17 protein-coding genes and 1 tRNA gene are annotated in these 26,137 nt (G+C 63.6%); 2 read left to right on the top strand and 16 right to left on the bottom strand.

Translation table 11 applies throughout. The annotated features are described in order from the left end of the window. Positions 1-41: 41 nt before the first annotated feature. A complete protein-coding gene (locus AB3347_RS22680) occupies positions 42-1,682 on the top strand; it encodes a M28 family peptidase (protein WP_369093980.1) in 1,641 nt (546 codons plus the stop codon). Positions 1,683-1,731: 49 nt separating this feature from the next. Here the strand turns inward: AB3347_RS22680 and AB3347_RS22675 are convergent, their stop codons facing one another. Together AB3347_RS22675 and AB3347_RS22670 are read right to left on the bottom strand one after the other, a co-directional pair. Continuing rightward, positions 1,732-3,240 (bottom strand): acetyl-CoA hydrolase/transferase family protein, encoded by a 1,509-nt coding sequence (locus tag AB3347_RS22675; RefSeq protein ID WP_369093979.1) that lies wholly within the window; start codon positions 3,238-3,240, stop codon positions 1,732-1,734. Between the two features lie 40 nt (positions 3,241-3,280). Then, positions 3,281-4,234 (bottom strand): bestrophin family protein, encoded by a 954-nt coding sequence (locus tag AB3347_RS22670; RefSeq protein ID WP_369093978.1) that lies wholly within the window; start codon positions 4,232-4,234, stop codon positions 3,281-3,283. 126 nt (positions 4,235-4,360) lie between these two features. Here AB3347_RS22670 and hpaR point away from each other — a divergent pair, with 126 nt between their 5' ends. Further along, positions 4,361-4,849 carry a homoprotocatechuate degradation operon regulator HpaR gene (hpaR, locus tag AB3347_RS22665; RefSeq protein WP_369093977.1) on the top strand — a complete coding sequence of 163 codons (489 nt, stop codon included), beginning with the start codon at positions 4,361-4,363 and terminating at the stop codon, positions 4,847-4,849. Positions 4,850-5,058: 209 nt separating this feature from the next. On the opposite strand, the gene sodC is transcribed toward hpaR, so the two are convergent. The 14 genes from sodC to AB3347_RS22595 form a co-directional block, all read right to left on the bottom strand. Continuing rightward, entirely contained in the window at positions 5,059-5,580 is a 522-nt protein-coding gene (sodC, locus tag AB3347_RS22660) for a superoxide dismutase [Cu-Zn] SodC (RefSeq protein ID WP_369093976.1), read from the bottom strand. A 98-nt stretch (positions 5,581-5,678) separates the two neighbouring features. Further along, positions 5,679-6,668 carry a helix-turn-helix transcriptional regulator gene (locus AB3347_RS22655; protein WP_369093975.1) on the bottom strand — a complete coding sequence of 330 codons (990 nt, stop codon included), beginning with the start codon at positions 6,666-6,668 and terminating at the stop codon, positions 5,679-5,681. Positions 6,669-6,739: 71 nt separating this feature from the next. Continuing rightward, complete coding sequence (locus AB3347_RS22650; protein WP_369093974.1) at positions 6,740-9,451, bottom strand: ATP-binding protein; 2,712 nt, start codon at positions 9,449-9,451, stop codon at positions 6,740-6,742. Between the two features lie 257 nt (positions 9,452-9,708). Further along, positions 9,709-12,708 (bottom strand): carboxypeptidase regulatory-like domain-containing protein, encoded by a 3,000-nt coding sequence (locus tag AB3347_RS22645; RefSeq protein ID WP_369093973.1) that lies wholly within the window; start codon positions 12,706-12,708, stop codon positions 9,709-9,711. A 608-nt stretch (positions 12,709-13,316) separates the two neighbouring features. After that, positions 13,317-17,567, bottom strand: coding sequence for a DNA-directed RNA polymerase subunit beta' (rpoC, locus tag AB3347_RS22640; protein ID WP_369093972.1), 4,251 nt, complete (start codon positions 17,565-17,567; stop codon positions 13,317-13,319). Positions 17,568-17,792: 225 nt separating this feature from the next. After that, complete coding sequence (gene rpoB, locus AB3347_RS22635) at positions 17,793-21,902, bottom strand: DNA-directed RNA polymerase subunit beta (RefSeq protein ID WP_369093971.1); 4,110 nt, start codon at positions 21,900-21,902, stop codon at positions 17,793-17,795. 312 nt (positions 21,903-22,214) lie between these two features. Then, positions 22,215-22,592: a 50S ribosomal protein L7/L12 gene (rplL, locus tag AB3347_RS22630; RefSeq protein WP_027868024.1), complete on the bottom strand. Its 378-nt coding sequence runs from the start codon at positions 22,590-22,592 to the stop codon at positions 22,215-22,217. A gap of 69 nt (positions 22,593-22,661) precedes the next feature. Then, on the bottom strand, positions 22,662-23,186 hold the full coding sequence (gene rplJ, locus AB3347_RS22625; protein ID WP_369093970.1) for a 50S ribosomal protein L10: 525 nt from the start codon (positions 23,184-23,186) through the stop codon (positions 22,662-22,664). 271 nt (positions 23,187-23,457) lie between these two features. Then, a complete protein-coding gene (gene rplA / locus AB3347_RS22620) occupies positions 23,458-24,156 on the bottom strand; it encodes a 50S ribosomal protein L1 (protein WP_369093969.1) in 699 nt (232 codons plus the stop codon). Continuing rightward, positions 24,156-24,587 (bottom strand): 50S ribosomal protein L11, encoded by a 432-nt coding sequence (gene rplK, locus AB3347_RS22615; RefSeq protein WP_020653552.1) that lies wholly within the window; start codon positions 24,585-24,587, stop codon positions 24,156-24,158. The genes rplA and rplK overlap by 1 nt, the downstream gene beginning before the upstream one ends. A 107-nt stretch (positions 24,588-24,694) precedes the next feature. Continuing rightward, the gene (gene nusG, locus AB3347_RS22610) at positions 24,695-25,318 is read right to left on the bottom strand and encodes a transcription termination/antitermination protein NusG (protein ID WP_369093968.1); all 624 of its coding nucleotides are present in this window, start codon (positions 25,316-25,318) and stop codon (positions 24,695-24,697) included. Continuing rightward, positions 25,318-25,707 (bottom strand): preprotein translocase subunit SecE, encoded by a 390-nt coding sequence (secE, locus tag AB3347_RS22605; protein ID WP_369093967.1) that lies wholly within the window; start codon positions 25,705-25,707, stop codon positions 25,318-25,320. Before secE ends, nusG begins: the two co-directional genes overlap by 1 nt. A 36-nt stretch (positions 25,708-25,743) precedes the next feature. Beyond that, positions 25,744-25,819 (bottom strand) — tRNA-Trp (locus tag AB3347_RS22600). A gap of 103 nt (positions 25,820-25,922) precedes the next feature. Beyond that, positions 25,923-26,137 (bottom strand): elongation factor Tu (locus AB3347_RS22595; RefSeq protein ID WP_369093966.1); only part of this gene is annotated, 215 nt, incomplete at its 5' end.

The following is a 26,137-nucleotide window of genomic DNA, read 5'->3' as shown; positions in this document are numbered from 1 at the left end:
ACATCGTGCGCCATTCATTCAAACCATCGCAGCAGGAAGCCATGCACAAGATCGTCTCCTCCGTTGTCCTTACCGCCCTCGCAAGCAGCCTGGCGCTGGCCTACCCGGCCCACGCCGCCGGCAAGCAAACCGCGCAAGCCGCAACCGTCAAGGAAGCGCCGTTGCGCGCCCACCTCGCCTTCCTGGCGTCCGACGCCCTCGAAGGACGCGGCACCGGCCAGCGCGGCGGCGAACTGACCGTCACCTACCTCGAAACCCAGGCCGCCGCGATCGGCCTGCAGCCGGTTAACAACGGCAGCTTCCGCCAGCCGGTCAAGATCGCCGGCGTGCGCTCGCTGCCGCAGAAGAGCAGCATCGGCATCGTCGCCGGCGGCCAGCAGCTGCCGCTGCAGTTCGGTTCGGACTGGGTCTGGGGTCCGGGCGACGCCCAGGCCGACCACACGCTCGACGCCGAGCTGGTCTTCGTCGGCTACGGCATCGATGCGCCGGAAGAAGGCTGGAGCGACTTCAAGGACCAGGATCTCAAGGGCAAGGTGCTGGTCATGATGGTCAACGACCCGAAGCCGACCGCCGCCGAGCCGAAGCGCTTCAACGGCGAGGGCCTGACCTACTACGGCCGCTGGACCTATAAACTCGAAGAAGCGGCGCGCCAGGGCGCGGCCGGCGTCCTGCTGATCCACACCGATGCCTCGGCCTCCTATGGCTGGAGCGTGGTGCAGAACAGCTGGGCCAATGCCGAGCGCTTCCAGCTGGCCGAGGGCAAGCTGGGCACCGGCCTGCAGGGCTGGATGACCGACGCCACCGCGCGCAAGCTGTTCGCCGCCGGCGGCCAGGACCTCGACAAGCTGCGCGCCGCCGCGGAAGACAAGAACTTCAAGCCGGTCGTGCTGAACGCCCGCGTGAAGGGCGAGGCGCGCGCCGAAGTGCGCACCCTGAACGAATTCAACGTGGCCGGCGTGGTGCCGGGTACCGATCCGAAGCTGAAGGACGAAGTCGTCATCTACAGCGCGCACTGGGACCACATGGGCAAGCAGGGAACCGAGGGCGACACCATCTTCAACGGCGCCGTCGACAACGCCTCGGGCACCGCCGCCCTGCTGGCGATGGCGCAGGAAGCCGTGCGCAACCCGGCCAAGCGCAGCCAGATGTTCCTGTGGGTCGCGGCCGAAGAGCAGGGCCTGCTGGGCAGCGCCGCCTATGCGACCAAGCCGCTGTGGCCGATCGAGAAGACGGTCGCCAACCTGAACCTGGACAGCCTGAACTTCGTGGGCCTGGTGAAGGACGTGAGCACCCCGGGCAGCGAACGCACCGACCTGGGCGCGATGGCGGCCGCCACCGCCAGGAACATGGGCATGACGATCGCCCCGGCCCGGCCCGACCTGGCGGGCGGCTACTTCCGCAGCGACCACTTCAGCTTCGCCAAGGCCGGCGTGCCGGCGTTCTCGGTGGGCGCGGGCAGCAGCTGGGTGAAGGATGTGGAAGCAAGCGCCGCCAAGCGCAAGGCCTACGGCCCGCGCTACCACCAGGCCAACGACGAATACGATCCGAGCTGGGACCTGTCGGGCATGGTGCAGCAGGCGCAGTTCACGCTGAACCTGGGACGCATGGTGGCGGACTCGCCGAAGGCGCCGCAGTGGAAGGCGGGCGATCCGTTTGGCAAGGCGCGTACGGCTGCCAAATAAACGGTAGCAGCTTTTCGTAGGGTGGGCGGCTATGCCCCCCACCCTACGTTCATTCCAGCATCGACCCCGTCTCGCGATACCGCACGTGCCACGAGAATGCCTTCTCCAGCACGTGCGGCGTCTGCCCGCCTCCGCGGTTGGCTTCTTCCACATACTCCCGCAGCATTCCCTTGTAGGGCTCGGCCACGCAGTTGTCGATGATGCGCTGCGCGCGCTCGCGCGGCGCCAGGCCGCGCAGGTCGGCCAGGCCGACTTCGGTGACGACGATGTCGACGTCGTGCTCGTTGTGGTCCACGTGCGAGACCATCGGCACGATGCTCGAGATCTTGCCGCCCTTGGCCACCGACTTGGTGGCGAACACCGACAGGTAGGCGTTGCGCGCGAAGTCGCCCGAGCCGCCGATCCCGTTCATCATGTGCGTGCCCGACACGTGGGTCGAGTTGACGTTGCCGTAGATGTCGAACTCCAGCGCCGTGTTGATGGCGATGATGCCGAGCCGGCGGATGACTTCCGGATGGTTGCTCACCTCCTGCGGGCGCAGCACCAGCCGGTCCTTGTAGCGTTCGATGTTGCCGAACACTTCGCGCCCCTTGGCCTCGGACAGGGTGATCGAGGAGCCCGAGGCGAAATCGAGCTTGCCGGCGTCGAACAGCTCGAAGGTCGAATCCTGCAGCACCTCCGAATACATCGTCAGGTGCTGGAAGGGGCCGTCGATCAGCCCCGACACCACGGCGTTGGCGATCGTGCCGATGCCGGCCTGGATCGGCATCAGGCGCTCGGTGAGCCGGCCCTGGGCGATCTCGTCGACGAAGAACCCGGTCAGGTGGCCGGCGATGGCGGCGGTCTCGGCATCCGGCGGCAGGATGGTCGAGGCGCTGTCGTGCTTTTCGGTGATGACGATGGCGACGATCTTTTCCGGCGGGATGTCGATGGTCGTGGAGCCGATGCGGTCGCTCACGTTCATGAGCGGCATCGGCTGGCGCTGCGGGCGGTGCTTGGGGATGAAGATGTCGTGCAGGCCTTCCAGCGCCGGCGACTGGCTCAGGTTGATCTCGACGATCACCTTGTCGGCCAGGATCGCGAAGCTGGCGCTGTTGCCCACCGAGGTGGTCGGGATGATGGCGCCGGTCTCGGTGATCGCCACCGCCTCGATCACCGCGACGTCGACCGGGGCGATCTGGCGCGTGCGCAGCAGCTCGACGGTCTCGGACAGGTGCTGGTCGACGAACATGATCTCGCCGCGGTTGATCGCCGCGCGCAGCGCCGGGTCGGCCTGGAAGGGCATGCGGCGCGCCAGCGCGCCGGACTCGGCAAGGGTCTTGTCGATGTCGCTGCCGAGCGAGGCGCCGGTGATCAGCGTGATCTTCAGGGGCTCGCGCCGGGCGCGCTCGGCAAGCGCCAGCGGCACCGCCTTGGCGTCGCCGGCGCGGGTGAAGCCGCTCATTCCGACGGTCATGCCGTCGCGGATCCATTCGGCCGCCTTGTCGGCGCTGGTGACGCGCTCGCGCAGGAGCGGCAGGCGGATGCGGTCGTACTGGACGTGTTCATCGTGGTGCATAGGTTCCTCGGGTGCTCAGGTACTCGGGTACAAGGGAAGGCTAGGTCAGGCAGAAATCCGCCGGCAGCAGCGGCGGGGGGATGTCCTGGTCGCCCAGCGCGGTGCGCAGGTCGATCTCGATGGCGCGGCAGATGGCGTCGAGCGGCAGGTCGTTGGGTTCCATGCCGAACGGCTCCTCGAGCTCGTCGCCGAGCGCGTCGAGGCCGAAGAAGGTGTAGGCCACGATCGCCACCACCACCGGCGTCATGAAGCCGATCGTGTCGACCAGGCCGAAGGGCAGCAGGAAGCAGTACATGTAGGCGGTGCGGTGCAGCAGCACCGAGTACGAGAACGGGATCGGCGTGGTCTTGATCCGCTCGCACGAGGCGGCGGCGGCCGTCATCGCGGACAGGGTGTGGTCGATGTTGGCGGCCAGGCAGGGATCGATGCGCCCTTCCCTGACGCACTGGCCGAGATCCAGGCCCATTTGCCGCATCAGGTAGTCGGGCTTGTTGTGCTGGCCCTCCAGCTGGGCGCATTCCTGCGGCTGCAGCAAGCCGGCGAGCTGGGGGCCGCTCGGGAGGTTGCGCAGCAGGTCGCGCAGGGCGCAGCTGAAGGCGATGGCGCGCATGACCATGCGCACCCGCACGTCCTGCAGGCCGTTGCGGGCCAGCGCCGCGCCCTGGCCGAATTCGCCGCCGTCGATCAGGCTGGCGCACTGGCGCGCCAGGTTGCGGCTGCGCAGCAGCAGCTCGCCCCACAGCTTGCGCCCTTCCCAGAAACGGTCGTAGGCCGAGTTGTTGCGAAAACCGAGGAAGATCGCGATCGGCAGGCCGATCAGGGTGAAGGGAATGGTGGTGAGCGTGATCTTGATGTCCCACAGGTCGCCATGCGACCATGTGACCAGGATGGCGATCGCCACGTTGATGGCCAGCGTGGGCAAAATCCGCAACAGGACCGAACCGCGCAGCAAAAGGAACAGCTTGAGGCCGGAGGGCCTGTCTCGGATAATCACAATCTTTGCCGCACAGTTGAGCAATGCCGAACACCGGCCAGCGCCGATATTCGCTAATATGTTCGTAAGTTAATCACTAATATGTTAGCCAGTCAAGCTCATCGATCACAGAATGGAGTAGCCGCCTTGTCCAGCCCCCGCCACCGCCGCATGACCAACCGCGACCTGCCGCAGCAGCTGTTGAAGGCGCGCGACGCCTTGATGTCGCATTTTCGCCCGGTACTGAACCACTTCGGCGTGACCGAGCAGCAGTGGCGCATCCTGCGCGCGCTGGACGAGCACGAACAGCTCGAGCCGCGCGAGCTGTGCGAGCTGTGCCAGATGCTGAGCCCGAGCATGGCGGGCGTGCTGGCGCGCATGGAAGAGTTGGGGCTGGTGCGGCGCGCGCGCATGGCGGATGCACGCCGCGTGATGGTGAGCCTGGCGCCGCAGGGCGATGCGCTGTTCGACGAGATCGCCCCGCTGATCGAGCGCCAGTACCGGCTGATGGAAAAGGCATGGGGCAAGCAGGTGCTGGACGACCTGTCGGCCGCGCTGGCCGGGTTCATCGCGGCCCAGCAGACGCCGGTGCCGCAGGTGGAGCTGCCACCGGGCGGCCGGCCGGCGGCGGAATAAGGCCGTTTCGTCCGGCGCCGGCATGGCGGTGGCGTCGGCTCAGTCCAGCCAGGACAATGCCGGCCAGGGGAACACGCCGTAGCCCAGCAGCGCCACGCCTGCGCGCCGCCAGGCGGCGCTGATCAGGGAGTGAAATTTCATTTCAATTTATCCTTATTTTTGAAATTTTATTTCATTCCCAACAGCGCTGCCGAGACGCCGGGGATGGCTTACTGGATCACGCCGCAGGCGATCCGTGCGCCCCCGCCGCCCAGCGGGGCCGGGTGGTCGGCGTGGTTGTCGCCGCCGGCGTGGACCATCAGGGCCTTGCCCTTGACGTCCGCCAGCTTCAGGCGCGGCGCCAGTACCGGGTTGGTGGCGGCGCCTTTCTCGTCGACGCTCAGGGCCGGCAGGTCGCCGAGGTGGCCCTCGCCCCAGGGCTGGCCGTGCTTGCCGGTCTTGGCCGGGTCGAGGTGGCCGCCGGCGGCGCCCGCGGGCACCGTCTTGCCATCTTTCTGGTTGGGGCCGCAGCTGCCGTTTTCGTGCACGTGGAAACCGTGCAGGCCGGGCGGCAGGCCGGTCAGGGCCGGCGTGAACACGAGGCCGTAACGCGTTTCGCTGACGGTCACGGTGCCGACGTCCTTGCCCTCTCCCTTGTCGCTCGCCATCTTCATGGTGACCTTCATGTCGGCAGCGTTGGCCAGGGCACAGGTGGCGCCCAGCAGGACAGCGCCCATCCATCGAATGTTCATGGCAAAACCTCCTTCGAGATCCGGTTGAAAGGATAAACAGCCAGCAAAGTGTAGTCCATCCCCTTGGGTGGGGGGTGTTCCGTAGCCGGCAGGCCGGCTTACATGCGCGAGATGGCCGGACGCAGGATCGCCAGCAGCCCCGCTTCGGAGGTGCAGCCGAATTTTTCGTAGACCGCCTTCACGCAGTCGCGCAGCACGGCGTCGCTGACGTCCATGCGGCTCCTGGCGGCTTCGCGTCCGCCGCCCAGGCCCATCCAGAACGCCACTTCCATCTGCTGCGGCGACAGCTCGACGCTGCCCAGCGCGCGCCAGATCCGCAGCGGCATCGGCACCACGAATTTCAGGAAGATGCCGACCGTGCGGCTGTGGATGGCGTCGTAGGCGCCGGCGCTCATCCACTGCGCGCGCGCCTCCAGCACGCCGCCGGCCAGTTCCAGGCTGCCCGCCGGCAGGCGCCAGGGATAGCGCTCGCCGTACACCACCGATTCCACCAGGCGCAGGCAGAACGGCGGCAGGGTGCGGCGGTCGAACACCTGCTGCTCCTGCGAGGCCAGCTGGTCGAGCAGCGCGCCGGCCGAGTCGCTCAGGAACAGGATGTCGCCGTTGACGGTCGCCAGCAGCATGGCTTCGTCCTCGATCACGCCCGCCAGGCCGTTGCCGGCCGTGGCGGCGTTGCGCAAGGCATGTTCGAAGTAGTTGGCCACGCGGCCCAGGTCTTCTTCGTCGTCGGCGTCGAACGGCGGGCCGTCGTCGCGCAGCAGGGTGAGCGTGCCGAGCGGGTTGGCGGCCGGGCCCAGGCGCGTCTCGAGCACCTGCGCCGCGCGCGCCCGCGCTTGCGCGGGCGGCACGCCGAAGTCCCTGGCGTCGCCATAGAAGTAACCGTTCGGCGGCGGCAGCACGCCCAGCACGTTCGCCTCGTGCATGTCTTCCGGCGCGCGTTCGGCCCCCAGGAACAGCTGGGACGCGCTGTTGGGGATCAGCTCGCGCACCAGCTCCAGCGCATCGGGGATGAGCGTCATCAGGTGCAGGCCGCCGGAACACAGGATTCGCAGGCGCGCCCACTGGCGGCTGTTCTTTTTACGGGACACGGACTGGATCGGATGATGTCGGGGATTTAACAATATTGCTGATTAATGGCAATAAAGTCAAGGCGACCACATCAGCTTACACCGGCGATGTCCGGTTCCTGCGCCACCGCCGGCGGCGCCGCGGCCCCGGCCGGCCGGCACTGCGGCAGCCGCGCCAGGATGTCCGCCAGCGCCCGGAATTCGACCGGCTTGACCAGGTGGTGGTCGAAGCCGGCCTGCTTCGACAGGTCGCGGTCGCGCGCCTGGCCGTAGCCAGTGAGCGCGATGAAGCTGGCCTGCGGGTGGTCGCGGCGCAGGCGGCGCGCCAGTTCGTAGCCGGTCATGTCGGGCAGGCCGATGTCGAGGATGAAGGCGTGCGTGCCCGCGGTCTCGCTGGAGGCGAGCGTACGCAAGGCGCCGTCGAAGACGTGCACGGTATGCCCCTGCTCGCGCAGCAGCACCGCCAGCGACTGCGCCGCATCGACGTTGTCGTCGACGATGGTGAGCACGCACGGCGCCACCGGCAGCCTGGCCGCCGGCTGCGCGCGCCGCCCCTCGGCCGCGGCCGGACCGCCGGCCCCGCACGCCCCCGCGGCCAGGGGCAGCAGCACCGATACCGAGGACCCGAGATTGGGCCCGTCGCTGTGCGCCTCGACCTGGCCGCCGTGCATCTGCACGATGGTCTTCACCAGCGCCAGGCCGATCCCGAGGCCGCCCTGCGAGCGGTCCGGCGTGCGCTCGGCCTGGGTGAACAGGTCGAACACGTGCGGCAGCAGCCTGGCGTCGATGCCGCTGCCGTTGTCGATGACGGTCATGCGCGCCTGCTCGGGACCGGCCTCCAGGCGCAATACGATGCGCCCGCCGGACGGCGTGTACTTGGCAGCGTTGTTCAGCAGGTTGGCCAGCACCTGCACCAGGCGCGTGCGGTCGCCCGCCACCATTACCTGCCGGGCCGGCGCCTCCACCGCCAGCGCATGGTTGCGCGCCTCGATGTGCGGGCGTGCCTGCTCGACCGCGGAGCGCAGCACCTCGTTCAGTTCCAGGGTCTCGGTTTCGAGCTTGACCAGCCCACGCGTGACGCGCGAGACGTCCAGCAGGTCGTCCACCAGTTCGGTCATGTGGCGCACCTGGCGCGAGATGATGTTGCCGGCCTTGAGGCGCAGGCTCTCGTCCACCGTGGGCATGCGCAGCAGCTGCGCGGCGTTGGTGATCGGCGCCAGCGGATTGCGCAGCTCGTGCGCCAGCATGGCCAGGAACTCGTCCTTCATCTTGCTGTGGCGTTCGGCCTCGGCGCGGGCGGCGCGCTCGCTGGCCAGGATGCCCTCGCGCTCCCTGGCGGCGCGCTGCGCCAGCTCGTACAGGCGCGCGTTGTCGATCGCCACCGCGGCCTGCGCCACGAAGCCGGAAATGAGCTGCTCGGTGCGCTCGTCGAACATCGTCGGCTGCGAATGACCGAACATCAGGCAGCCCAGCACCTCGCCCGAGCGCGAGCTGACCGAGGCCGCCAGGTAGCTGCGCACCGGCAGGTGCCCTTGCGGCATGCCGAAGTGCGGACCCATGCGGCCGTAGCGCGGGTCCTTGGTGATGTCGTCGCTGCGCAGCGGTGGCCCGCCTTCGAACGTGGGGCTGAAGATGGCGGTGGGACGCGGATGGCCGAGCTTCTCGAAGGCCTCGCGCGGCGCGCCGCTGAGGGTGTAGAGCAGGTAGGCGTCGCCGTTGGCGTCCTTGCCGTTGTAGAAGAAGGCGCCGAATTCGGCCCCGGTCAGTTCGGTGGCGGCGTCGGTGACCGACTGCAGCAGCGTGTCGATGTCGAGGGTGGAGGCGAGCACGCTGCCGGCGCGGTTGAGCAGCTCGAGGATGCGGGTTTCTTCGCGCAGCGCTTCTTCGGCGCGGATGCGGCGCAGCGCCTCCCAGGTGCGGCGCGCCAGGTCTTCGGCCAGCGTGCGCTCGTCGTCGGTCCAGCGGTAGGCATGGTCCTTGTACAGGAAACCGGCGCCGTGCAGTCGGTCGCCGTCCTTGAGCGGAATCACCACCACCGAATGGACGCCCAGCATCACGCAGGGCCTGGCGACGGCCGCGCATTCGGGGTCGGTCGAGACGTCGTCGATGCAGATGGTGGTGCCGGCGCGCAGCTGGCCGAGCTGGGCGGGCGACAGCATGTCGACCGGCAGCGTGCCCTGGGCGCCGCCGGTTTCGACGCCGTCCTTCCATTCTTCCTTGACCGTGAAGGTGCGCTTCTGTTCGTCGATCTCGACGTAGGCGACGTTGGAATTGGTGAAGTATTCGCTGGTGAGGCGGATGGTGGCCTTGAGCAGCGGCCCGAATTCGGTCTCGCGGCGCAGGGCGTCGGCCAGCTTGACCTGGTAGGCGCGCCGGCGTTCGCCCAGCACCGCCTTGGTGATCTCGGCGAAGGTCACCAGCACGCCCTCGACCTCGCCCGAGTCGCCGTAGATCGGGCTGTGCGAATGGCTGAAGTAACAGGTCTCGTAGTAGCCGTAGCGCTTGATGGTGAGCGGCAGCGCGTCGGAACCGAGCGACTGACCCTGGCGCACCTGGGTCCACATCGGGCCGATGGTTGGCCAGATCTCGGCCCAGGTGACGCGCGAATCGTTGCCGAGGGCGTCCTGCTTCTTGTCGCCCAGGATCGGGACATAGGCGTCGTTGTAGAACTGGACGCAGGCATCGCCCCACGCGAGGTAGGCCGGCAGGCGCAGGTCGAGCACGGTGCGCACCGCGCTTTTCAGGCTCTGCGGCCATCCGGCGACCGGGCCGACGGCGGTGGTCTCCCAGGGAAAGGCGCGCATCTGGCGCTCCATTTCCGTGATGTGGGCGGATCCGCCCGATGCGTCCGACGTCGCGTCAAATGGCCAAGGCATATTGCTCAGTAGGCAGAAATGTGAAAAGTTCGATAACTCAGCAGTGAATCATAGCAGTCATTACGGCGGATGGGCGTACGGATGAGTTAAGCACTTCACATTCGCGCCCCACCCTCGCTTGCGCGGCAGGACGAAAAAAAACCGGCCCCTTGCGGGGCCGGTTTCATGCACGGAAGATCGCTCGATCAGAACGAGTAGCGTGCGCCGACGTACAGGCGGCGTGGCTCGACGAAGGCGTTCGATTCGCCGAACTTGTACACGCCGTTGCCGGCGGTCAGGGCCATTGCGCTCGTGCCCGACTGCTTGTCGAGGACGTTGAAGACGTCGAGGAAGAACTCGACCTTCTGGCTGCCCGCCAGCTTGTAGGTGTACTTCAGGCGCATGTCGAAGGTGTAGTACGACGGGCCCACTTCGGCACCGATGGAGCCCGGCTTGATCCAGGTATCCAGGGTGTTGCCGACCACGTAAGCATCGTCCATCTCCGGCAGGTAACGACCGGAAATCAGCTGCGCGCGGGTGTAACGCAGGCCGCTGTTCCAGTTGAACACGCCGCTCAGCTCGATGCCGTTGTTGAAGTAGTAGGTGCCATAACCCTTGAACTGGTGCTTGATGTCGCCAGGCTGCGGGCCGTAGGCGTTCGGAGCACGCGGATCGAGTGCCAGCCAGTCGCCCTGGAAGTCAGCGTTACTATCCGAGTTGGTGTTGCCCTTGGCCTGGTTCCAGGTATAGGACACCGAACCCATCCAGTTGTCGCGCTTGGCCTTGGTCAGGTTGACTTCGACGCCCTGGTAGTCACGCTTGCCGCCGGCCAGCGTGCCCAGCACGTAGTTCGAGTTCGGCTTCGACGAATAGCCGAAGTACGAGTACGGCAGGTACAGGAAGGTGCCCGGTGCGGCGTGGCCTTCGACGTCAGGCGTGTTGGCCGGATCCGAGTACAGCGACAGGTCGTAATCTTCCAGGATGTCGCGGGTGCGGCGCTTGGTGTAGGCGATCGACGCGGTCCAGTCGCGGCCCAGGTTGGTCGCGTAGCCGATCATGAACTCGTCGGTGAACGGCGTCTTGGTCGACGGTGCGAACACGGCATCCGGGGTCTTTTCGCCGCCGCGGGTACGGAAGGTCAGCCAGCGGTCGCCCAGGCGAACTTGCTCGTCCTGCACCGGACCGGTCAGGTTACCGGCGAAGTCGGACATGTTGGTGCGGATCGGATCGTAGTAGCGGCCCAGGAAGGCCCAGACCTTGCTACGGCCTTCGCCGGTCGGGTCATACACGACGTTCAGGCGCGGCGCCAGCTTCCAATCGAACTTGGCAGCCTGGTTGCCCTTCGAATCCTTGTGCACCCACTCTTCGGCACGCACGCCGGCGCCGATGGTCAGGCGGTCCTTGGTCCAGGTATCCTGCAGGAAGAAGGCCTTGCCGGTGGCTTCCACGGTATATGGCGCCGCTTGGGCCTCGACGATGCGGTACTGGTTGACCTGGCCGCCCGGGTTGCCGGCGGTGGTGTTGAAGCGCACGGCACGGACTTCCGGATCGCTGATCACGCCGTCGCGGTTGGTGTCGATCAGGTTGAGGAAGTAAGCCTTGTCCGCGGCGGAAGCACCGTTGATGGCGGTGATCACACGCGGAATGTCGGCTGCGGCCATGGCGCGCGAGCCGGTCCAGCCGCTGCCGACGAACTCGGCGAAGCTGACGCCGCTGTTGGCGGCGGCGATCGAGGTATACAGCGCCTTCTCGGTACCAGTGTAGCGTGCATCTTCGAAGTACTCGTTCTTCGAGACCAGGAAGCCGGACTTGATGGTGTGGGTGCCGGCGTTGGCGGTTTCCCAGAAGTATTCTGCGTTGATGCCGACTTCGTCACGGTTACGTTCCGAGATCGTGTCGGTGCCGAAGCCGCCCAGGTTACGCTGCTCCAGGGTCGCGCCCGGATTGTTGCGGAAGGCAACGTTGTTGCGCGGCGACTGGTCTGCCGCGAAGTCCGAGACTTCGCCATTGTGGCGGAACGCATACGCAGTCAGGCGCAGGTTTTCCATGTCGCGCGAGTACTGGATGCTGTAGTTGTCGCCACCCTGCTTGCGACGGGTATCGCGGTTGTTCAGCGTGGTCGCGGTCGTGGTGCCGCTGATCTCGGTCGGGTCGTTGAAGAACGATGCCACCAGGCGGTCGTTCTCGGTCATCTGCCAGGTGATCTTGCCGAAGCCCAGCTTTTCGTCACGGTTCACGGTACGCATGAACGCGCCGGTGCCGGCGTTGACCACGTCGGTTTCGCGGGCCTTCTTCTGGAACGAGCCGAAGAACCACAGCTTGTCCTTGATGATCGGGCCGCCCAGGGTGACGGCCGTATCGTAGGTCGAGAAGCCCGAAGCGGTATTGTGCTTGTTCTTGGCGACCAGGCTGTCGTTCTGGAAGTAGTAGTTGACCGAGCCGTGGTATTCGTTGCTACCCGACTTGGTGATGACTTTCGAGACCAGGCCCGAACCACCAGCGAACTCGGCCGGGATGCCACCGGTCAGGATCTGCTGTTCCTGGATGATCTCGGAGTTGATGTTCGAACCGAAGGTACCCGTGTTCGAGTCGGTGACGTCGATGCCGTCCAGGATGTAGACGTTGTCCGACGAGGTGCCGGTGGCGCCGCCGATGTCCGAATAGTTCACGCCCGACTTCGACGACGGGTTGCCGCCGGACGAAGGCTTGACGCCCGGGACCAGCTGCAGGTAGCTCTGGTAGCTACGCGCGGTCGGGAGCGACTCCACCACGCCCAGGTTCAGCACGGTGCCGACGGTGGCCGAGGTGGTGTCGACGCGCACCAGGCGCGAACCGGTCACGACCACCTGCTGCGCACCCGGAGTGGCAACGTCGCCGCCGATCGAGTAGGTCAGGCTTGGATTCTGGTTGGAGACCACGGCGACGTCGGTCGCGGTGTAACTCGTGTAGCCAGGAGCGACCACTTCGATCTTGTAGTCCGTTGCCGGGTCCAGGCCGGCGACGCGAACGGTGCCGTCCGCTTCGGTAACTGCCGTCTTGGTAACCAGGCTGCTTGGCGAGCTGATACGAACCGTCGCGCCGGCGACAGGCTTGCCGCCGTTACCGGTAATGGCGATACGCAGGCCACCGGTTTCTGCAGCCAAAGCCGCGCCCATGAAGCACATGCCGATTGCCACGGAAATGGCGGAACGGCGCAGCGTGGTCACTTTGGACTTTTGTTTAACTGTATGCAACATAAATCTCCCGATTAAATCTATTAATTGAATTATTTTGAATCAGAGCAGTGCAACAACGAGACAGCAGTACGTCGGCTGGGTCAGCTAACGGACGAGAGTTTCAATGGATAAAATTCACCCTTTCTCACATTTGCATCGGTCAAAGTTCAGCGTTTCTGACTTTCCTGTCAGGAAAACTTGGCCTTCATCAGAACATTCCGAACAGCATTGTGTCAATCGCAAGATTTCCTTGAAGTAGCATGCATACAACACACCTGCGCGTCGGTTCGCAGTAGGGAATTGCCTGCGTGCATGCATGGCGGGTAGCGAGCGATAGGGGCTCTTCACTAAGGACGAGGTGGGTGGAGGGACGTTAACGGGAAGGCAAATGTATGCACGCATCAGATACATTTGATCAAACGTAATTTGCCGAAAACCGCCTGTTACGGATTAATATATGGTCCGTAATGTTTGTAAACACCGCATCTTGTATATACCTCTTGAGGCGGAGATGTTTGGATAAAAACCTGGTTGATGAGGCAAAAAAAAACGGCACCCTTTCGGGTGCCGTTCTCATTTTCAGCTAGCAGCTAGGACGATTACTCGTCGTCGCCATGATGCTGCTCGACCGAAGCCGCAGCATTCTGCTGGTCTTCCATCGCCTGCAGTTCGGCGGCCATGTTGGCCTTCTCCTGCTGCAGCAGTGCCTGGCGCTCTTCCGCCTCCCACACTTCCTTCTCCTTGCGGGCGCGGTGGAATGCCAGACCGGTACCGCCAGGGATCAGGCGGCCGACGATGACGTTTTCCTTCAGGCCGCGCAGACCGTCGCGCTTGCCCATGATCGCCGCTTCGGTCAGGACGCGGGTGGTTTCCTGGAACGATGCAGCCGAGATGAACGAGTCGGTCGACAGCGATGCCTTGGTAATACCCAGCAGCACGTTTTCGTAGGTTGCCGGCAGTTTGCCTGCAGCCGTGACCTTGTCGTTTTCTTCCAGCAGCTCCGAACGCTCCACCTGCTCGCCGACGATGTAGTCGGTGTCGCCGGCTTCGACGATCTGGACGCGACGCAGCATCTGGCGAACGATCACCTCGATGTGCTTGTCGTTGATCTTCACGCCCTGCAGACGGTACACGTCCTGGACTTCATCGACGATGTAACGTGCCAGCGCTTCGATACCCAGCAGGCGCAGGATGTCCTGCGGATCGGCCGGACCGTCGACGATCATCTCGCCCTTGTTCACCACCTGGCCGTCGTGCACCAGCACTTGCTTGTCCTTGGTGATCAGGAACTCGTGCTTGTTGCCGTCCATGTCGGTGATTTCCAGGCGCTGCTTGCCCTTGGTCTCTTTACCGAACGCGACGGTACCGGTGACTTCGGCCAGCATGCCCGCGTCTTTCGGCGAACGTGCTTCGAACAGTTCGGCAACGCGCGGCAGACCACCGGTAATGTCACGGGTCTTCTGCGATTCGGTCGGGATACGTGCCAGCACTTCACCCACCGAGACTTGCTGGCCGTCCTTGACCATGATCAGCGCGCCGACCTGGAAGCCGATCGTCACGGCGTGTTCGGTGCCGGCGATCTTCACTTCCTGGCCTTCTTCGTTCAGCAGCTTGACCTGCGGACGCAGGACCTTGCCCGAACCGCGGCGCTTCGGATCGATCGCGACCAGGGTCGACAGGCCGGTCACTTCGTCGACCTGGCGAGCGACGGTGACGCCCTCTTCCACGTTTTCGAAGCGGATCGTACCTGCGTACTCGGTAATGATCGGACGGGTCAGCGGATCCCAGGTCGACAGCGCGGTGCCGGCCTTGACCACCTGGCCGTCCTTGACGATCAGGGTCGCGCCGTACGGCACCTTGTGACGCTCGCGCTCACGGCCGTGGTCGTCGGTGATCAGGACTTCGCCCGAACGCGAGATGACGATCTGCGCGCCCTTGCCGTTGGTGACGTAACGCATGGTCGCGGTGAAGCGGACCGTGCCGTTCGACTTGGCTTCGACCGAGGATGCCACTGCTGCACGCGATGCCGCACCACCGATGTGGAAGGTACGCATGGTCAGCTGGGTACCCGGCTCACCGATCGACTGTGCTGCAACGACACCGACTGCTTCGCCGGCGTTCACCAGCATGCCGCGGCCGAGGTCACGGCCGTAGCACTTGGCGCACAGGCCATAGCGGGTGTCGCAGTTCAGCGGGGTGCGGACCTTCACTTCGTCGATGCCGACGCGTTCGATCTCTTCCACCATGTCTTCGTCCAGCAGGGTGCCGGCTTCGAACAGGGTTTCCTGGGTTTCCGGATTGACGACGTCGGTACCGGTCACGCGGCCGAGGATACGGTCGCGCAGCGGCTCGATGACTTCACCGCCTTCGACCATCGCCTTCATGTGCGTGCCGTTGGTGGTGCCGCAATCGTCCTCGATGACCACCAGATCCTGGGTCACGTCGACCAGGCGGCGGGTCAGGTAACCCGAGTTCGCGGTCTTCAGTGCCGTATCCGCCAGACCCTTACGGGCGCCGTGGGTCGAGATGAAGTACTGCAGAACGTTCAGGCCTTCGCGGAAGTTCGCGGTAATCGGCGTTTCGATAATCGAACCGTCCGGCTTGGCCATCAGGCCTCGCATACCGGCCAGCTGGCGGATCTGGGCTGCCGAACCACGGGCGCCCGAGTCGGCCATCATGTAAATCGCGTTGAACGATTCCTGGGTGCCTTCGGTGCCGTCACGCTTGGTGACCGGTTCCACTTTCAGCTGGTCCATCATCGCCTTGCCGACTTCGTCCGAGGTCTTGCCCCAGATGTCGACCACCTTGTTGTAACGCTCGCCGGCGGTGACCAGACCCGAGGCGTACTGCTGCTCGATCTGCTTCACTTCGGCTTCGGCGGTGGCGATCATGCCCTTCTTGACGTCCGGGATCAGCATGTCGTCGACGGCGATCGAAATGCCGGCGCGGGTCGCCAGGCGGAAGCCCGACTGCATCAGCTTGTCCGCGAAGACGACGGTCGCACGCAGGCCGCACTTGCGGAACGACGTGTTGATCAGCTTCGAGATTTCCTTCTTCTTCAGGGCGCGGTTCAGCACCGAGAACGGCAGGCCTTTCGGCAGGATCTCGGACAGGATCGCACGGCCGACGGTGGTCTCGTAGCGGGTCACGGTGCGCTCGAACTCGTCGCTGCCGGCCACGCGTGGATATTCCACGATACGCACGGTGATGCGGGTCGCCAGTTCGACTTCCTTGTTGTCGTACGCGCGGATGACTTCCGACACGTCCGGGAACAGCATGCCCTCGCCCTTGGCGTTGATCGCTTCGCGGGTCGCGTAGTACAGACCCAGCACGATATCCTGCGACGGCACGATCGACGGTTCGCCGTTCGACGGGAACAGGATGTTGTTCGACGCCAGCATCAGGGTACGCGCTTCCATCTGCGCTTCGATCGACAGCGGCACGTGGACCGCCATCTGGTCACCGTCGAAGTCGGCGTTGAACGCCGCGCAGACCAGCGGGTGCAGCTGGATTGCCTTGCCTTCGATCAGGACCGGCTCGAACGCCTGGATACCGAGACGGTGCAGGGTCGGCGCACGGTTCAGCATGACCGGGTGCTCTTTGATGACCTCTTCCAGGATGTCCCAGACCACCGGCTCTTGGATCTCGACCAGCTTCTTGGCGGCCTTGATGGTGGTCGCGAGACCCATCAGTTCCAGCTTGTTGAAGATGAACGGCTTGAACAGTTCCAGGGCCATCAGCTTCGGCAGGCCGCACTGGTGCAGTTTCAGCTGCGGACCCACCACGATGACCGAACGGCCCGAGTAGTCGACGCGCTTGCCCAGCAGGTTCTGACGGAAGCGGCCGCCCTTACCCTTGATCATTTCGGCCAGCGACTTCAGCGGACGCTTGTTGGCGCCGGTCATCGCTTTGCCGCGACGGCCGTTGTCCAGCAGCGAGTCCACTGCTTCCTGCAGCATGCGCTTCTCGTTACGCGTAATGATTTCCGGCGCGCGCAGTTCCATCAGGCGCTTCAGGCGGTTATTACGGTTGATGACGCGGCGATACAGGTCGTTCAGGTCGGAGGTCGCGAAACGGCCGCCGTCCAGCGGGACGAGCGGACGCAGCTCCGGCGGCAGGACCGGGAGCACTTCCATGATCATCCACTCAGGCTTGATGCCCGAGCGCTGGAACGCCTCGAGCACTTTCAGGCGCTTGGCGTATTTCTTGATCTTGGCTTCGGATTTCGACTCTTTCAGCTCGACGCGCAGGGCTTCGGCATCGCGGTGGATGTCGATCGAGCGCAGCAGTTCACGGATGCCTTCGGCGCCCATGAATGCGGTGAAGTCGTCGCCGTACTCTTCGTACTTGGCGGCGTAGTCGTCTTCCGACATGATCTGGCACTTCTTCAGCGGGGTCATGCCAGGATCGGTCACGACGTATGCTTCGAAGTACAGCACGCGTTCGATGTCGCGCAGGGTCATGTCCAGGACCATGCCCAGACGCGACGGCAGCGACTTCAGGAACCAGATGTGGGCGGTCGGCGAGGCCAGCTCGATGTGGCCCATGCGCTCGCGGCGCACCTTGGCCAGCGTGACTTCGACGCCGCACTTCTCGCAGATCACGCCGCGGTGCTTCAGGCGCTTGTACTTGCCGCACAGGCATTCGTAGTCCTTGATCGGGCCAAAGATCTTGGCGCAGAACAGGCCGTCGCGCTCAGGCTTGAAGGTGCGGTAGTTGATGGTTTCCGGCTTCTTGACTTCGCCGTAGGACCACGAACGGATTTTCTCGGGCGACGCCAGGCCAATCTTGATGGCGTCGAAGCTTTCGTTCGTTTGAACTTGCTTGAATAGATCGAGCAGTGCTTTCATGTATCACTCCAGGTGATTGAATTCTTTACTGAGTACTACTGCCGCCGCTTCTCACCGATTTTCGCCGGTGCTTGCTGAACCCACTACCCTTGAAAGCGTCATCCCGGCGCAGGCCGGGATCCAGTTTCTACGGCTGTTTCACCGTAGTGGGCCCCGGCCTGCGCCGGGGCGACGTTTCAAAGGCAGCAGGCCGAGCCCGAAGGCTGGCGGCCATGCTGGCCCTGCTTAGTTGCGCTCGAGATCGATGTCGATACCCAGCGAACGGATTTCCTTCACCAGCACGTTGAACGATTCCGGCATGCCGGCATCGATCACGTGATCGCCCTTGACCAGGTTCTCGTACACCTTGGTACGGCCGTTCACGTCGTCCGACTTCACGGTCAGCATTTCCTGCAGCACGTACGATGCACCGTACGCTTCCAGTGCCCACACCTCCATCTCACCGAAGCGCTGGCCACCGAACTGGGCTTTACCGCCCAGCGGCTGCTGCGTCACCAGCGAGTACGGGCCGGTCGAGCGGGCGTGCATCTTGTCGTCGACCAGGTGGTGCAGCTTCAGCATGTGCATGAAGCCGACGGTGACCTTGCGCTCGAATGCTTCGCCGGTGCGGCCGTCGAACATGGTGACCTGGTTCTTGGACGGGGTCATGCCCAGGTGGGCAGCGATGTCGTCCGGGAAGGCCAGGTCCAGCATGCGGCGGATGTCGTCTTCGTGGGCGCCGTCGAACACCGGGGTCGCGAACGGCACGCCGTTCCTGAGGTTGTGCGCCAGGCTCAGGATTTCTTCATCGCTGAAGCTGTCCAGGTCTTCCTTGCGGCCGGTTTCGTTGTAGATCTTGCCCAGGAAGGTGCGCAGTTCTGCCGCCTTCGCTTGCGCCTGCAGCATTTCGCCGATGCGCCAGCCCAGACCTTTTGCAGCCCAACCGAGGTGGGTTTCCAAGATCTGACCGACGTTCATACGCGACGGAACGCCCAGCGGGTTCAGCACGACGTCGGCCGGACGGCCGTCCGCCATGAACGGCATGTCTTCCACCGGAACGATACGCGAGACCACACCCTTGTTACCGTGGCGGCCTGCCATCTTGTCGCCCGACTGCAGGCGGCGCTTGACGGCCAGGTAGACCTTGACCATCTTCTGCACGCCAGGCTGCAGCTCGTCGCCTTGCGTCAGCTTCTTGCGCTTCTCTTCGAAGGCCAGGTCGAACTGGTGGCGCTTCTCGTTGATCGACTCCTTGATCGCTTCCAGTGCGTTGGCGGTCTCGTCGTCGGCCGGACGGATGTCGAACCAGTGGAACTTGTCCAGGTCGGCCAGGTAGTCGGCGGTGATCGCGGCACCCTTCGCCAGCTTCTTCGGACCGCCGTTGACGATCTTACCGATCAGCATGCGCTCCAGACGCTGGAAGGCGTCGCCTTCCACGATACGCATCTGGTCGTTCAGGTCCAGGCGGTAGCGCTTCAGCTCGTCGTCGATGATCTGCTGGGCGCGCTTGTCGCGCTGGATGCCTTCGCGGGTGAACACTTGCACGTCGATGACGGTGCCGACCATGCCCGACGGCACGCGCAGCGAGGTATCTTTTACATCCGACGCTTTCTCACCGAAGATGGCGCGCAGCAGCTTCTCTTCCGGGGTCAGCTGGGTCTCGCCCTTCGGGGTGACCTTACCGACCAGCACGTCGCCGGCTTGCACTTCGGCGCCGATGTAGACGATGCCCGACTCGTCCAGGCGAGCCAGCTGGTTCTCGGCCAGGTTCGAGATGTCGCGGGTGATTTCTTCCGCGCCCAGCTTGGTGTCACGTGCGACCACCGACAGTTCCTCGATGTGGATCGAGGTGTAGCGGTCGTCCTTGACCACGTTTTCCGAGATCAGGATCGAATCTTCGAAGTTCAGGCCGTTCCACGGCATGAACGCCACCAGCATGTTCTGGCCCAGTGCCAGTTCGCCCAGGTCGGTCGAGGCGCCGTCGGCGATGACGTCGCCGCGTGCCACGCGATCGCCCACTTGCACGATCGGACGCTGGTTGATGTTGGTGTTCTGGTTCGAACGGGTGTACTTGATCAGGTTGTAGATGTCCACGCCGACTTCGCCGGCTTGCGCCTCGTCGTCGTTCACGCGGATGACCACACGGCCCGCATCGATGTAGTCGACCACGCCGCCGCGCAGGGCTTGCACGGTGGTGCCCGAGTCGACCGCCACGGTGCGCTCGATGCCGGTACCGACCACGGCCTTCTCAGGACGCAGGCAAGGCACGGCCTGGCGCTGCATGTTGGCGCCCATCAGTGCACGGTTCGCGTCATCGTGCTCGAGGAACGGAATCAGCGAGGCTGCGACCGACACGATCTGGCCCGGGGCCACGTCCATGTACTGGATGCGCTCTGGCGAGACCAGGATGGTTTCGCCGGCTTCACGTGCCGACACCAGTTCGTCGACCAGCTGGCCTTCTTCATTGATCGCGGCGTTCGCCTGCGCAATGATGTAGCGGCCTTCTTCGATCGCCGACAGGTATTCGATCTTGTCGGTGACTTTCGAATCCTCGACCTTGCGGTATGGGGTTTCCAGGAAGCCGTATTCGTTCAGGCGGGCGTACAGTGCCAGCGAGTTGATCAGGCCGATGTTCGGGCCTTCAGGCGTTTCGATCGGGCACACGCGGCCGTAGTGGGTCGGGTGCACGTCGCGCACCTCGAAGCCGGCACGTTCGCGGGTCAGGCCGCCCGGGCCAAGGGCCGAGACGCGGCGCTTGTGGGTGACTTCCGACAGCGGGTTGGTCTGGTCCATGAACTGCGACAGCTGCGACGAACCGAAGAACTCGCGGATAGCTGCCGAGATCGGCTTGCTGTTGATCAGGTCGTGCGGCATCAGGTTGTCCGCTTCGGCCTGGCCGAGGCGTTCCTTGACGGCGCGTTCCACGCGCACCAGGCCGGCACGGAACTGGTTTTCGGCCAGTTCGCCGACGCAACGCACGCGGCGGTTGCCCAGGTGATCGATGTCGTCGACTTCGCCGCGGCCATTGCGCAGCTCGACCAGGATCTTGATCACGGCCAGGATGTCTTCGTTCGACAGGGTCATGTCGCCCACGAGTTCGTCACGGCCGATGCGGCGGTTGAACTTCATGCGGCCGACAGCCGACAGGTCGTAGCGTTCCGGGCTGTAGAACAGGCCGTTGAACAGGGCTTCCACCGATTCTTCGGTCGGCGGTTCGCCAGGACGCATCATGCGGTAGATCGCCACGCGAGCGGCGGTCTGGTCGGCGGTGTCGTCGGTGCGCAGGGTCTGCGAGATGTAGCCGCCCTGGTCCAGGTCGTTGGTGTACAGCGTCTGGATGTCGGTCACGCTGGCGTCGCGCAGCTTGCCCAGCAGTTCTTCGGTCAGCTCGTCGTTGGCGACGGCGATGACTTCGCCGGTGTCCTGGTCGACGATGTTCTTGGCCAGCACGCGGCCCAGCAGGTAGTCTTCCGGCACCGAAATGCTCTTGATGCCGGCGGCTTCGATGTCACGGACGTGCTTGGCGTTGATACGCTTGTCCTTGGTGACGATGGTCTTGCCCGACTTCGGATCGACGATGTCGAAGCGCGCGACTTCGCCGCGCAGGCGTTCGGACACGAACTCCAGCTCGCCGCCTTCCTGGCGCAGAGTGAAATTGTCGAAGACGAAGAAGTTCGCCAGGATCTGCTCCGGCGTCATGCCGATGGCCTTCAGCAGGATCGTGACCGGCATCTTGCGGCGGCGGTCGACGCGGAAGAACAGGATGTCCTTCGGGTCGAATTCGAAGTCCAGCCACGAGCCGCGGTAAGGAATGATACGGGCCGAGAACAGCAGCTTGCCCGACGAGTGCGTCTTGCCGCGGTCGTGTTCGAAGAACACGCCCGGCGAGCGGTGCAGCTGCGAGACGATGACGCGCTCGGTACCGTTGATGACGAACGAACCGTTCGTGGTCATCAGCGGCAGTTCGCCCATGTACACTTCCTGCTCTTTCATTTCCTTCACGACCGGCTTGGTCGGCGATTCCTTGTCCAGGATCACCAGACGCACCTTGGCGCGCAGCGGTGACGCGAAGGTCAGGCCACGCTGCTGGCACTCTTTCACGTCAAACGCGGGGTCGCCCAGCACATAGGACAGGAACTCGAGACGCGCAAAACCGTTGTGCGACACGATGGGGAAGATGGAGCTGAAAGCCGACTGCAGGCCTTCGTTCTTACGGACGGACGGAGCGGCGTCGGCCTGCAAGAAATTCTCGTAGGATTCGAGCTGGGTAGCCAGAAGATAGGGAACGTTGTGAACGTTGGCGCGCTTCGCGAACGACTTGCGAATGCGCTTCTTCTCAGTAAATGAGTAGTGCATGGACACTCCGTGAGTGACAGAAAGGATGAGAATTCAGGAATTGCCAGTGGTGGTCGCACCACACGCAAGGCCTGAAGCCTCTGCTTTCCCGCCAGATGATTAAGACAGCCGTACTGCTGTGTTACGATTGTTTCTGAAGCCGGTGCTGCTGGTGTGCTGCCTGGTGCTGCTTTTTACTGCTGTGTTGCCGGGTGTCGCTCGTGTTTGCCGCAGGGACGACAAAAGAGCCAAAGCCGCATCCCCTCCCTTTCGGCAGGTTCCGCAAGCTTTGACTCCCGCGCTGGGCGCCGTGAAGCGCCCAATGCATATGTATTACTTCAGCTCGGCCTTGGCGCCAGCTTCTTCCAGCTTCTTCTTGGCGGCTTCAGCGTCAGCTTTCGGCAGGGCTTCTTTCACGGTCTTCGGTGCGCCGTCGACGACGTCTTTGGCTTCCTTCAGGCCCAGGCCGGTGATTTCGCGGACGGCCTTGATGACGCCGACCTTGTTCGCGCCGACTTCGGTCAGCACGACGTTGAATTCGGTCTGCTCTTCAGCAGCAGCTGCGCCGCCAGCGGCGCCGCCAGCTGCCGGTGCTGCCATTGCAGCTGCCGACACGCCGAACTTCTCTTCGAAAGCCTTGACCAGGTCGTTCAGTTCCATGACCGACATTGCGCCAACTGCGTCCAGGAACTCTTCTTTGCTAATTGCCATTTGAAACTCCAAATATTGTGTGTGTGTAGTACAGGTTTGGTTCTACTTGAACAAAAAGTCGCGAAGCGATTACGCTTCGGTGGCTTCCGCTGCCGGAGCAGCGGCGCCTTCGCCTTTTTGTGCTGCGACTGCAGCCAGAACTCGTGCAAAGCCAGACACCGGTGCCTGCATGACGCCCAGCAGCTGGGCGATGAGGACTTCGCGGCTCGGGATGCTTGCCAGCGCGGTCACGCCAGCCACGTCGAGCTGCTTGCCAGCGTAGTTACCGGCTTTCACGACCAGCTTGTCGTTGGTTTTGGCGAAGTCGTTGATGACTTTCGCTGCAGCAACGGCGTCGTCCGAGATCGAGTAGATCAGCGGGCCGGTCATGGAATCGGCAAGCGCGGCAAACTGGGTGCCTTCCACAGAGCGACGTGCCAGCGTGTTCTTCAGAACACGCAGGTACACGCCCTGGGCGCGTGCGGTTGCACGGAGTTTGGTCAAGTGAGCAACCTGGATGCCACGGTACTCAGCCACGACGATGGTTTGCGCGGTTGCAACTTTAGCGCTTACCTCTTCGACGACGGCCTTTTTGTCATTCAGATTAAGACCCACGGTCAATCTCCTTAAATGATGCAGACAACATGTTTGCATCGGTTCGAACACGGCGTCCGAAGTTAAGAAGTCAATCTAACGCGGATGAACTCACGCAGCGTGGACTACAAAACTTGTTCGGGTACACCATCTGCGTTGGGTGGTTTATTAACCTCGGGCTCAACCTCCGCCTTCGGCCCAACGGTCTTTGATTGCCTGCCGGAGCGGTGTTTTGCTCCGACAGCCCAAAGATGCGCCTCGCGTTATTCAGCGAGGACTTGATTCAGTGCTATTAAGCAGCAGCGATCGAAGCGTGATCGACACGGACGCCGGCGCCCATGGTCGACGACAGCGCGACGCGGCGCAGGTACACGCCCTTCGAGGTTGCCGGCTTGGCCTTGTTCAGGGCTTCGATCAGCGCGACCAGGTTGGTCTTCAGCTGTTCGTCCGAGAACGACTTGCGGCCGATGGTAGCGTGGACGATACCAGCCTTGTCGGTACGGTACTGGACCTGACCGGCCTTGGCGTTCTTGACGGCGCCAGCCACGTCCGGGGTCACGGTGCCGACCTTCGGGTTCGGCATCAGGCCGCGCGGGCCCAGGATCTGACCCAGGGTACCGACGATACGCATGGTATCCGGCGAGGCGATCACGATGTCGAACGGCATGTCGCCGGCCTTGACGCGCTCGGCCAGGTCTTCCATACCGACGATGTCGGCGCCTGCAGCTTTAGCGGCTTCGGCCTTGTCGCCCGAGGCGAACACGGCGACGCGCACGGTCTTGCCGGTGCCTGCTGGCAGGACGACCGAACCGCGGACCACTTGGTCCGACTTCTTCGGGTCCACGCCCAGCTGGACGGCGACGTCGATCGATTCGTTGAACTTGGCGGTGGCGAATTCTTTTACGAGAGCCACGGCGTTGTCGAACGCGTAGACCTTGTTACGGTCCACTTTTGCCTTGATTGCTTTAACGCGCTTGGACAGCTTAGCCATTACACACCCTCCACCGTGATGCCCATCGAACGTGCCGAGCCGGCGATGATACGCACTGCGGCGTCCATGTCGGCGGCGGTCAGGTCCGGCTGCTTGGTTTTTGCGATTTCTTCAGCCTGGGCACGGGTCAGCGTACCGACTTTGTCGGTATGCGGCTTCGGCGAACCCTTGGTGATGCCAGCGGCTTTCTTGATCAGGTAGGTTGCCGGCGGGGTCTTCATCACGAAGGTGAAGGACTTGTCGGCGAACGCGGTGATCACGACAGGAATCGGCATGCCCGGCTCGAAACCCTGGGTCTGGGCGTTGAACGCCTTGCAGAATTCCATGATGTTCAGGCCGCGCTGACCCAGTGCTGGGCCGATCGGTGGGGATGGGTTTGCTTTACCAGCTGCGACTTGCAGCTTGATAAAACCAATAATCTTCTTGGCCATGATGGCTCCTTGATTGGTTTGAGTAGTAGCGCCCCACCACTACCACTCCGGCGGGGCTCCTCTTACCGGATTCCGCCTTGCTGCTGCGACGCTCCGATTAAAGCGCTTTACACCTTTTCTACCTGCCCGAACTCCAGCTCCACCGGAGTCGCGCGGCCGAAGATGGTGACAGAGACACGCACCTTCGATTTTTCGTAGTTGACTTCTTCGACGTTGCCGTTGAAGTCGGTGAACGGGCCTTCCTTGATGCGGACCTGCTCGCCCACTTCGTACAGGACCTTGGGACGCGGCTTCTCGACGCCTTCCTGGACCTGCTGCATGATCTTGTCGATCTCGCGCGCCGGGATCGGCGTCGGCTTGTTCGACTTGCCACCGATGAAGCCGGTGACCTTGCTGGTGTTCTTGACCAGGTGCCAGGTCTCGTCGGTCATTTCCATCTCGACCAGGACATAGCCCGGGAAGAAACGACGCTCGGAGACGGCCTTGGTGCCGTTACGCATTTCGACGACTTCCTCGGTCGGGACCAGGATGCGGCCGAACTGTTCCTGCATGCCCGCACGCTCGATGCGCTCGGTGAGAGCGCGCATGACGCTCTTTTCCATGCCGGAGTACACATGTACGACGTACCAGCGCTTGTTGCTGACCGGGACGCTCAGCGGCGCACCAGCGTCTTGTGCCGGAACGCCGGCCGCCGGGACTTCACCCGGCACGTTGTCAGCGTTATCGCTCATTAGTTTTTCCACCCAAGAACTACGTCGTACAACAGGAATTCGAGAACCTTATCCGTGCCCCACAGGAAAATCGCCGTCACGACCACAAAGGCAAACACGATGCCGGTGATCTGGGTGGCTTCCCGACGGGTCGGCCAAACAACCTTCTTGGTCTCACGCACCGACTCTTTGGCGAAATTCAGGAAATCGCGACCGGTTGCGGAGGTCCACAAAAGCAGGACAGCAAAAACTAAACCAGCCACAAGGGCGCCGGCGGCGACCAAGGCTGGTTTGTTCTGGCCTTTCAGGTAAAAGAACCCGACAACGCCTGCAATCGTGGCAACTACCGCCAGTGCGACCTTGAACTTGTCATTCGAGGTGCTGACAGTTTGCACGGATTGATTAGACATCTTCTTTACTTTCGGTGCCTTGGCACCAGGATTCGGTGGCAGGGGCGGAGGGAATCGAACCCGCGACCTTCGGTTTTGGAGACCGACGCTCTGCCAATTGAGCTACACCCCTACGAAAACTTCTCGCTGAATCCAGCATTATACGGCATGGAGACCCATGCTGACAATGCTGTTTGAGGGAAACGGAGAACTCCGTCTCCCTCTTGCATCACTTATTAGGCGATGATCTTGGCAACCACGCCGGCGCCGACGGTACGGCCGCCTTCGCGGATTGCGAAGCGCAGACCTTCTTCCATCGCGATCGGAGCGATCAGCTTGACGGTGATCGACACGTTGTCGCCTGGCATGACCATTTCTTTGTCGGCCGGCAGCACGATCGAACCGGTCACGTCAGTCGTACGGAAGTAGAACTGCGGACGGTAGTTGTTGA

This window comes from Massilia sp. X63 (assembly GCF_041023745.1).
GTDB lineage: Bacteria > Pseudomonadota > Gammaproteobacteria > Burkholderiales > Burkholderiaceae_D > Telluria.
The sequence above is the reverse complement of the archived record's forward strand: the minus strand, read 5'-3'. Positions and strand labels throughout refer to the sequence as shown.

Bases quoted from the DNA above. Each gene is read 5' to 3' on its own strand.
- AB3347_RS22680 (WP_369093980.1), top strand. From the start codon at position 42: ATGCACAAGATCGTCTCCTCCGTTGTCCTTACCGCCCTCGCAAGCAGC.
- AB3347_RS22675 (WP_369093979.1), bottom strand. From the start codon at position 3,240: ATGCACCACGATGAACACGTCCAGTACGACCGCATCCGCCTGCCGCTC.
- sodC (WP_369093976.1), bottom strand. From the start codon at position 5,580: ATGAACATTCGATGGATGGGCGCTGTCCTGCTGGGCGCCACCTGTGCC.
- AB3347_RS22650 (WP_369093974.1), bottom strand. From the start codon at position 9,451: ATGCGCGCCTTTCCCTGGGAGACCACCGCCGTCGGCCCGGTCGCCGGA.
- rpoC (WP_369093972.1), bottom strand. From the start codon at position 17,567: ATGAAAGCACTGCTCGATCTATTCAAGCAAGTTCAAACGAACGAAAGC.
- rpoB (WP_369093971.1), bottom strand. From the start codon at position 21,902: ATGCACTACTCATTTACTGAGAAGAAGCGCATTCGCAAGTCGTTCGCG.
- rplL (WP_027868024.1), bottom strand. From the start codon at position 22,592: ATGGCAATTAGCAAAGAAGAGTTCCTGGACGCAGTTGGCGCAATGTCG.
- rplA (WP_369093969.1), bottom strand. From the start codon at position 24,156: ATGGCTAAGCTGTCCAAGCGCGTTAAAGCAATCAAGGCAAAAGTGGAC.
- rplK (WP_020653552.1), bottom strand. From the start codon at position 24,587: ATGGCCAAGAAGATTATTGGTTTTATCAAGCTGCAAGTCGCAGCTGGT.
- nusG (WP_369093968.1), bottom strand. From the start codon at position 25,318: ATGAGCGATAACGCTGACAACGTGCCGGGTGAAGTCCCGGCGGCCGGC.
- secE (WP_369093967.1), bottom strand. From the start codon at position 25,707: ATGTCTAATCAATCCGTGCAAACTGTCAGCACCTCGAATGACAAGTTC.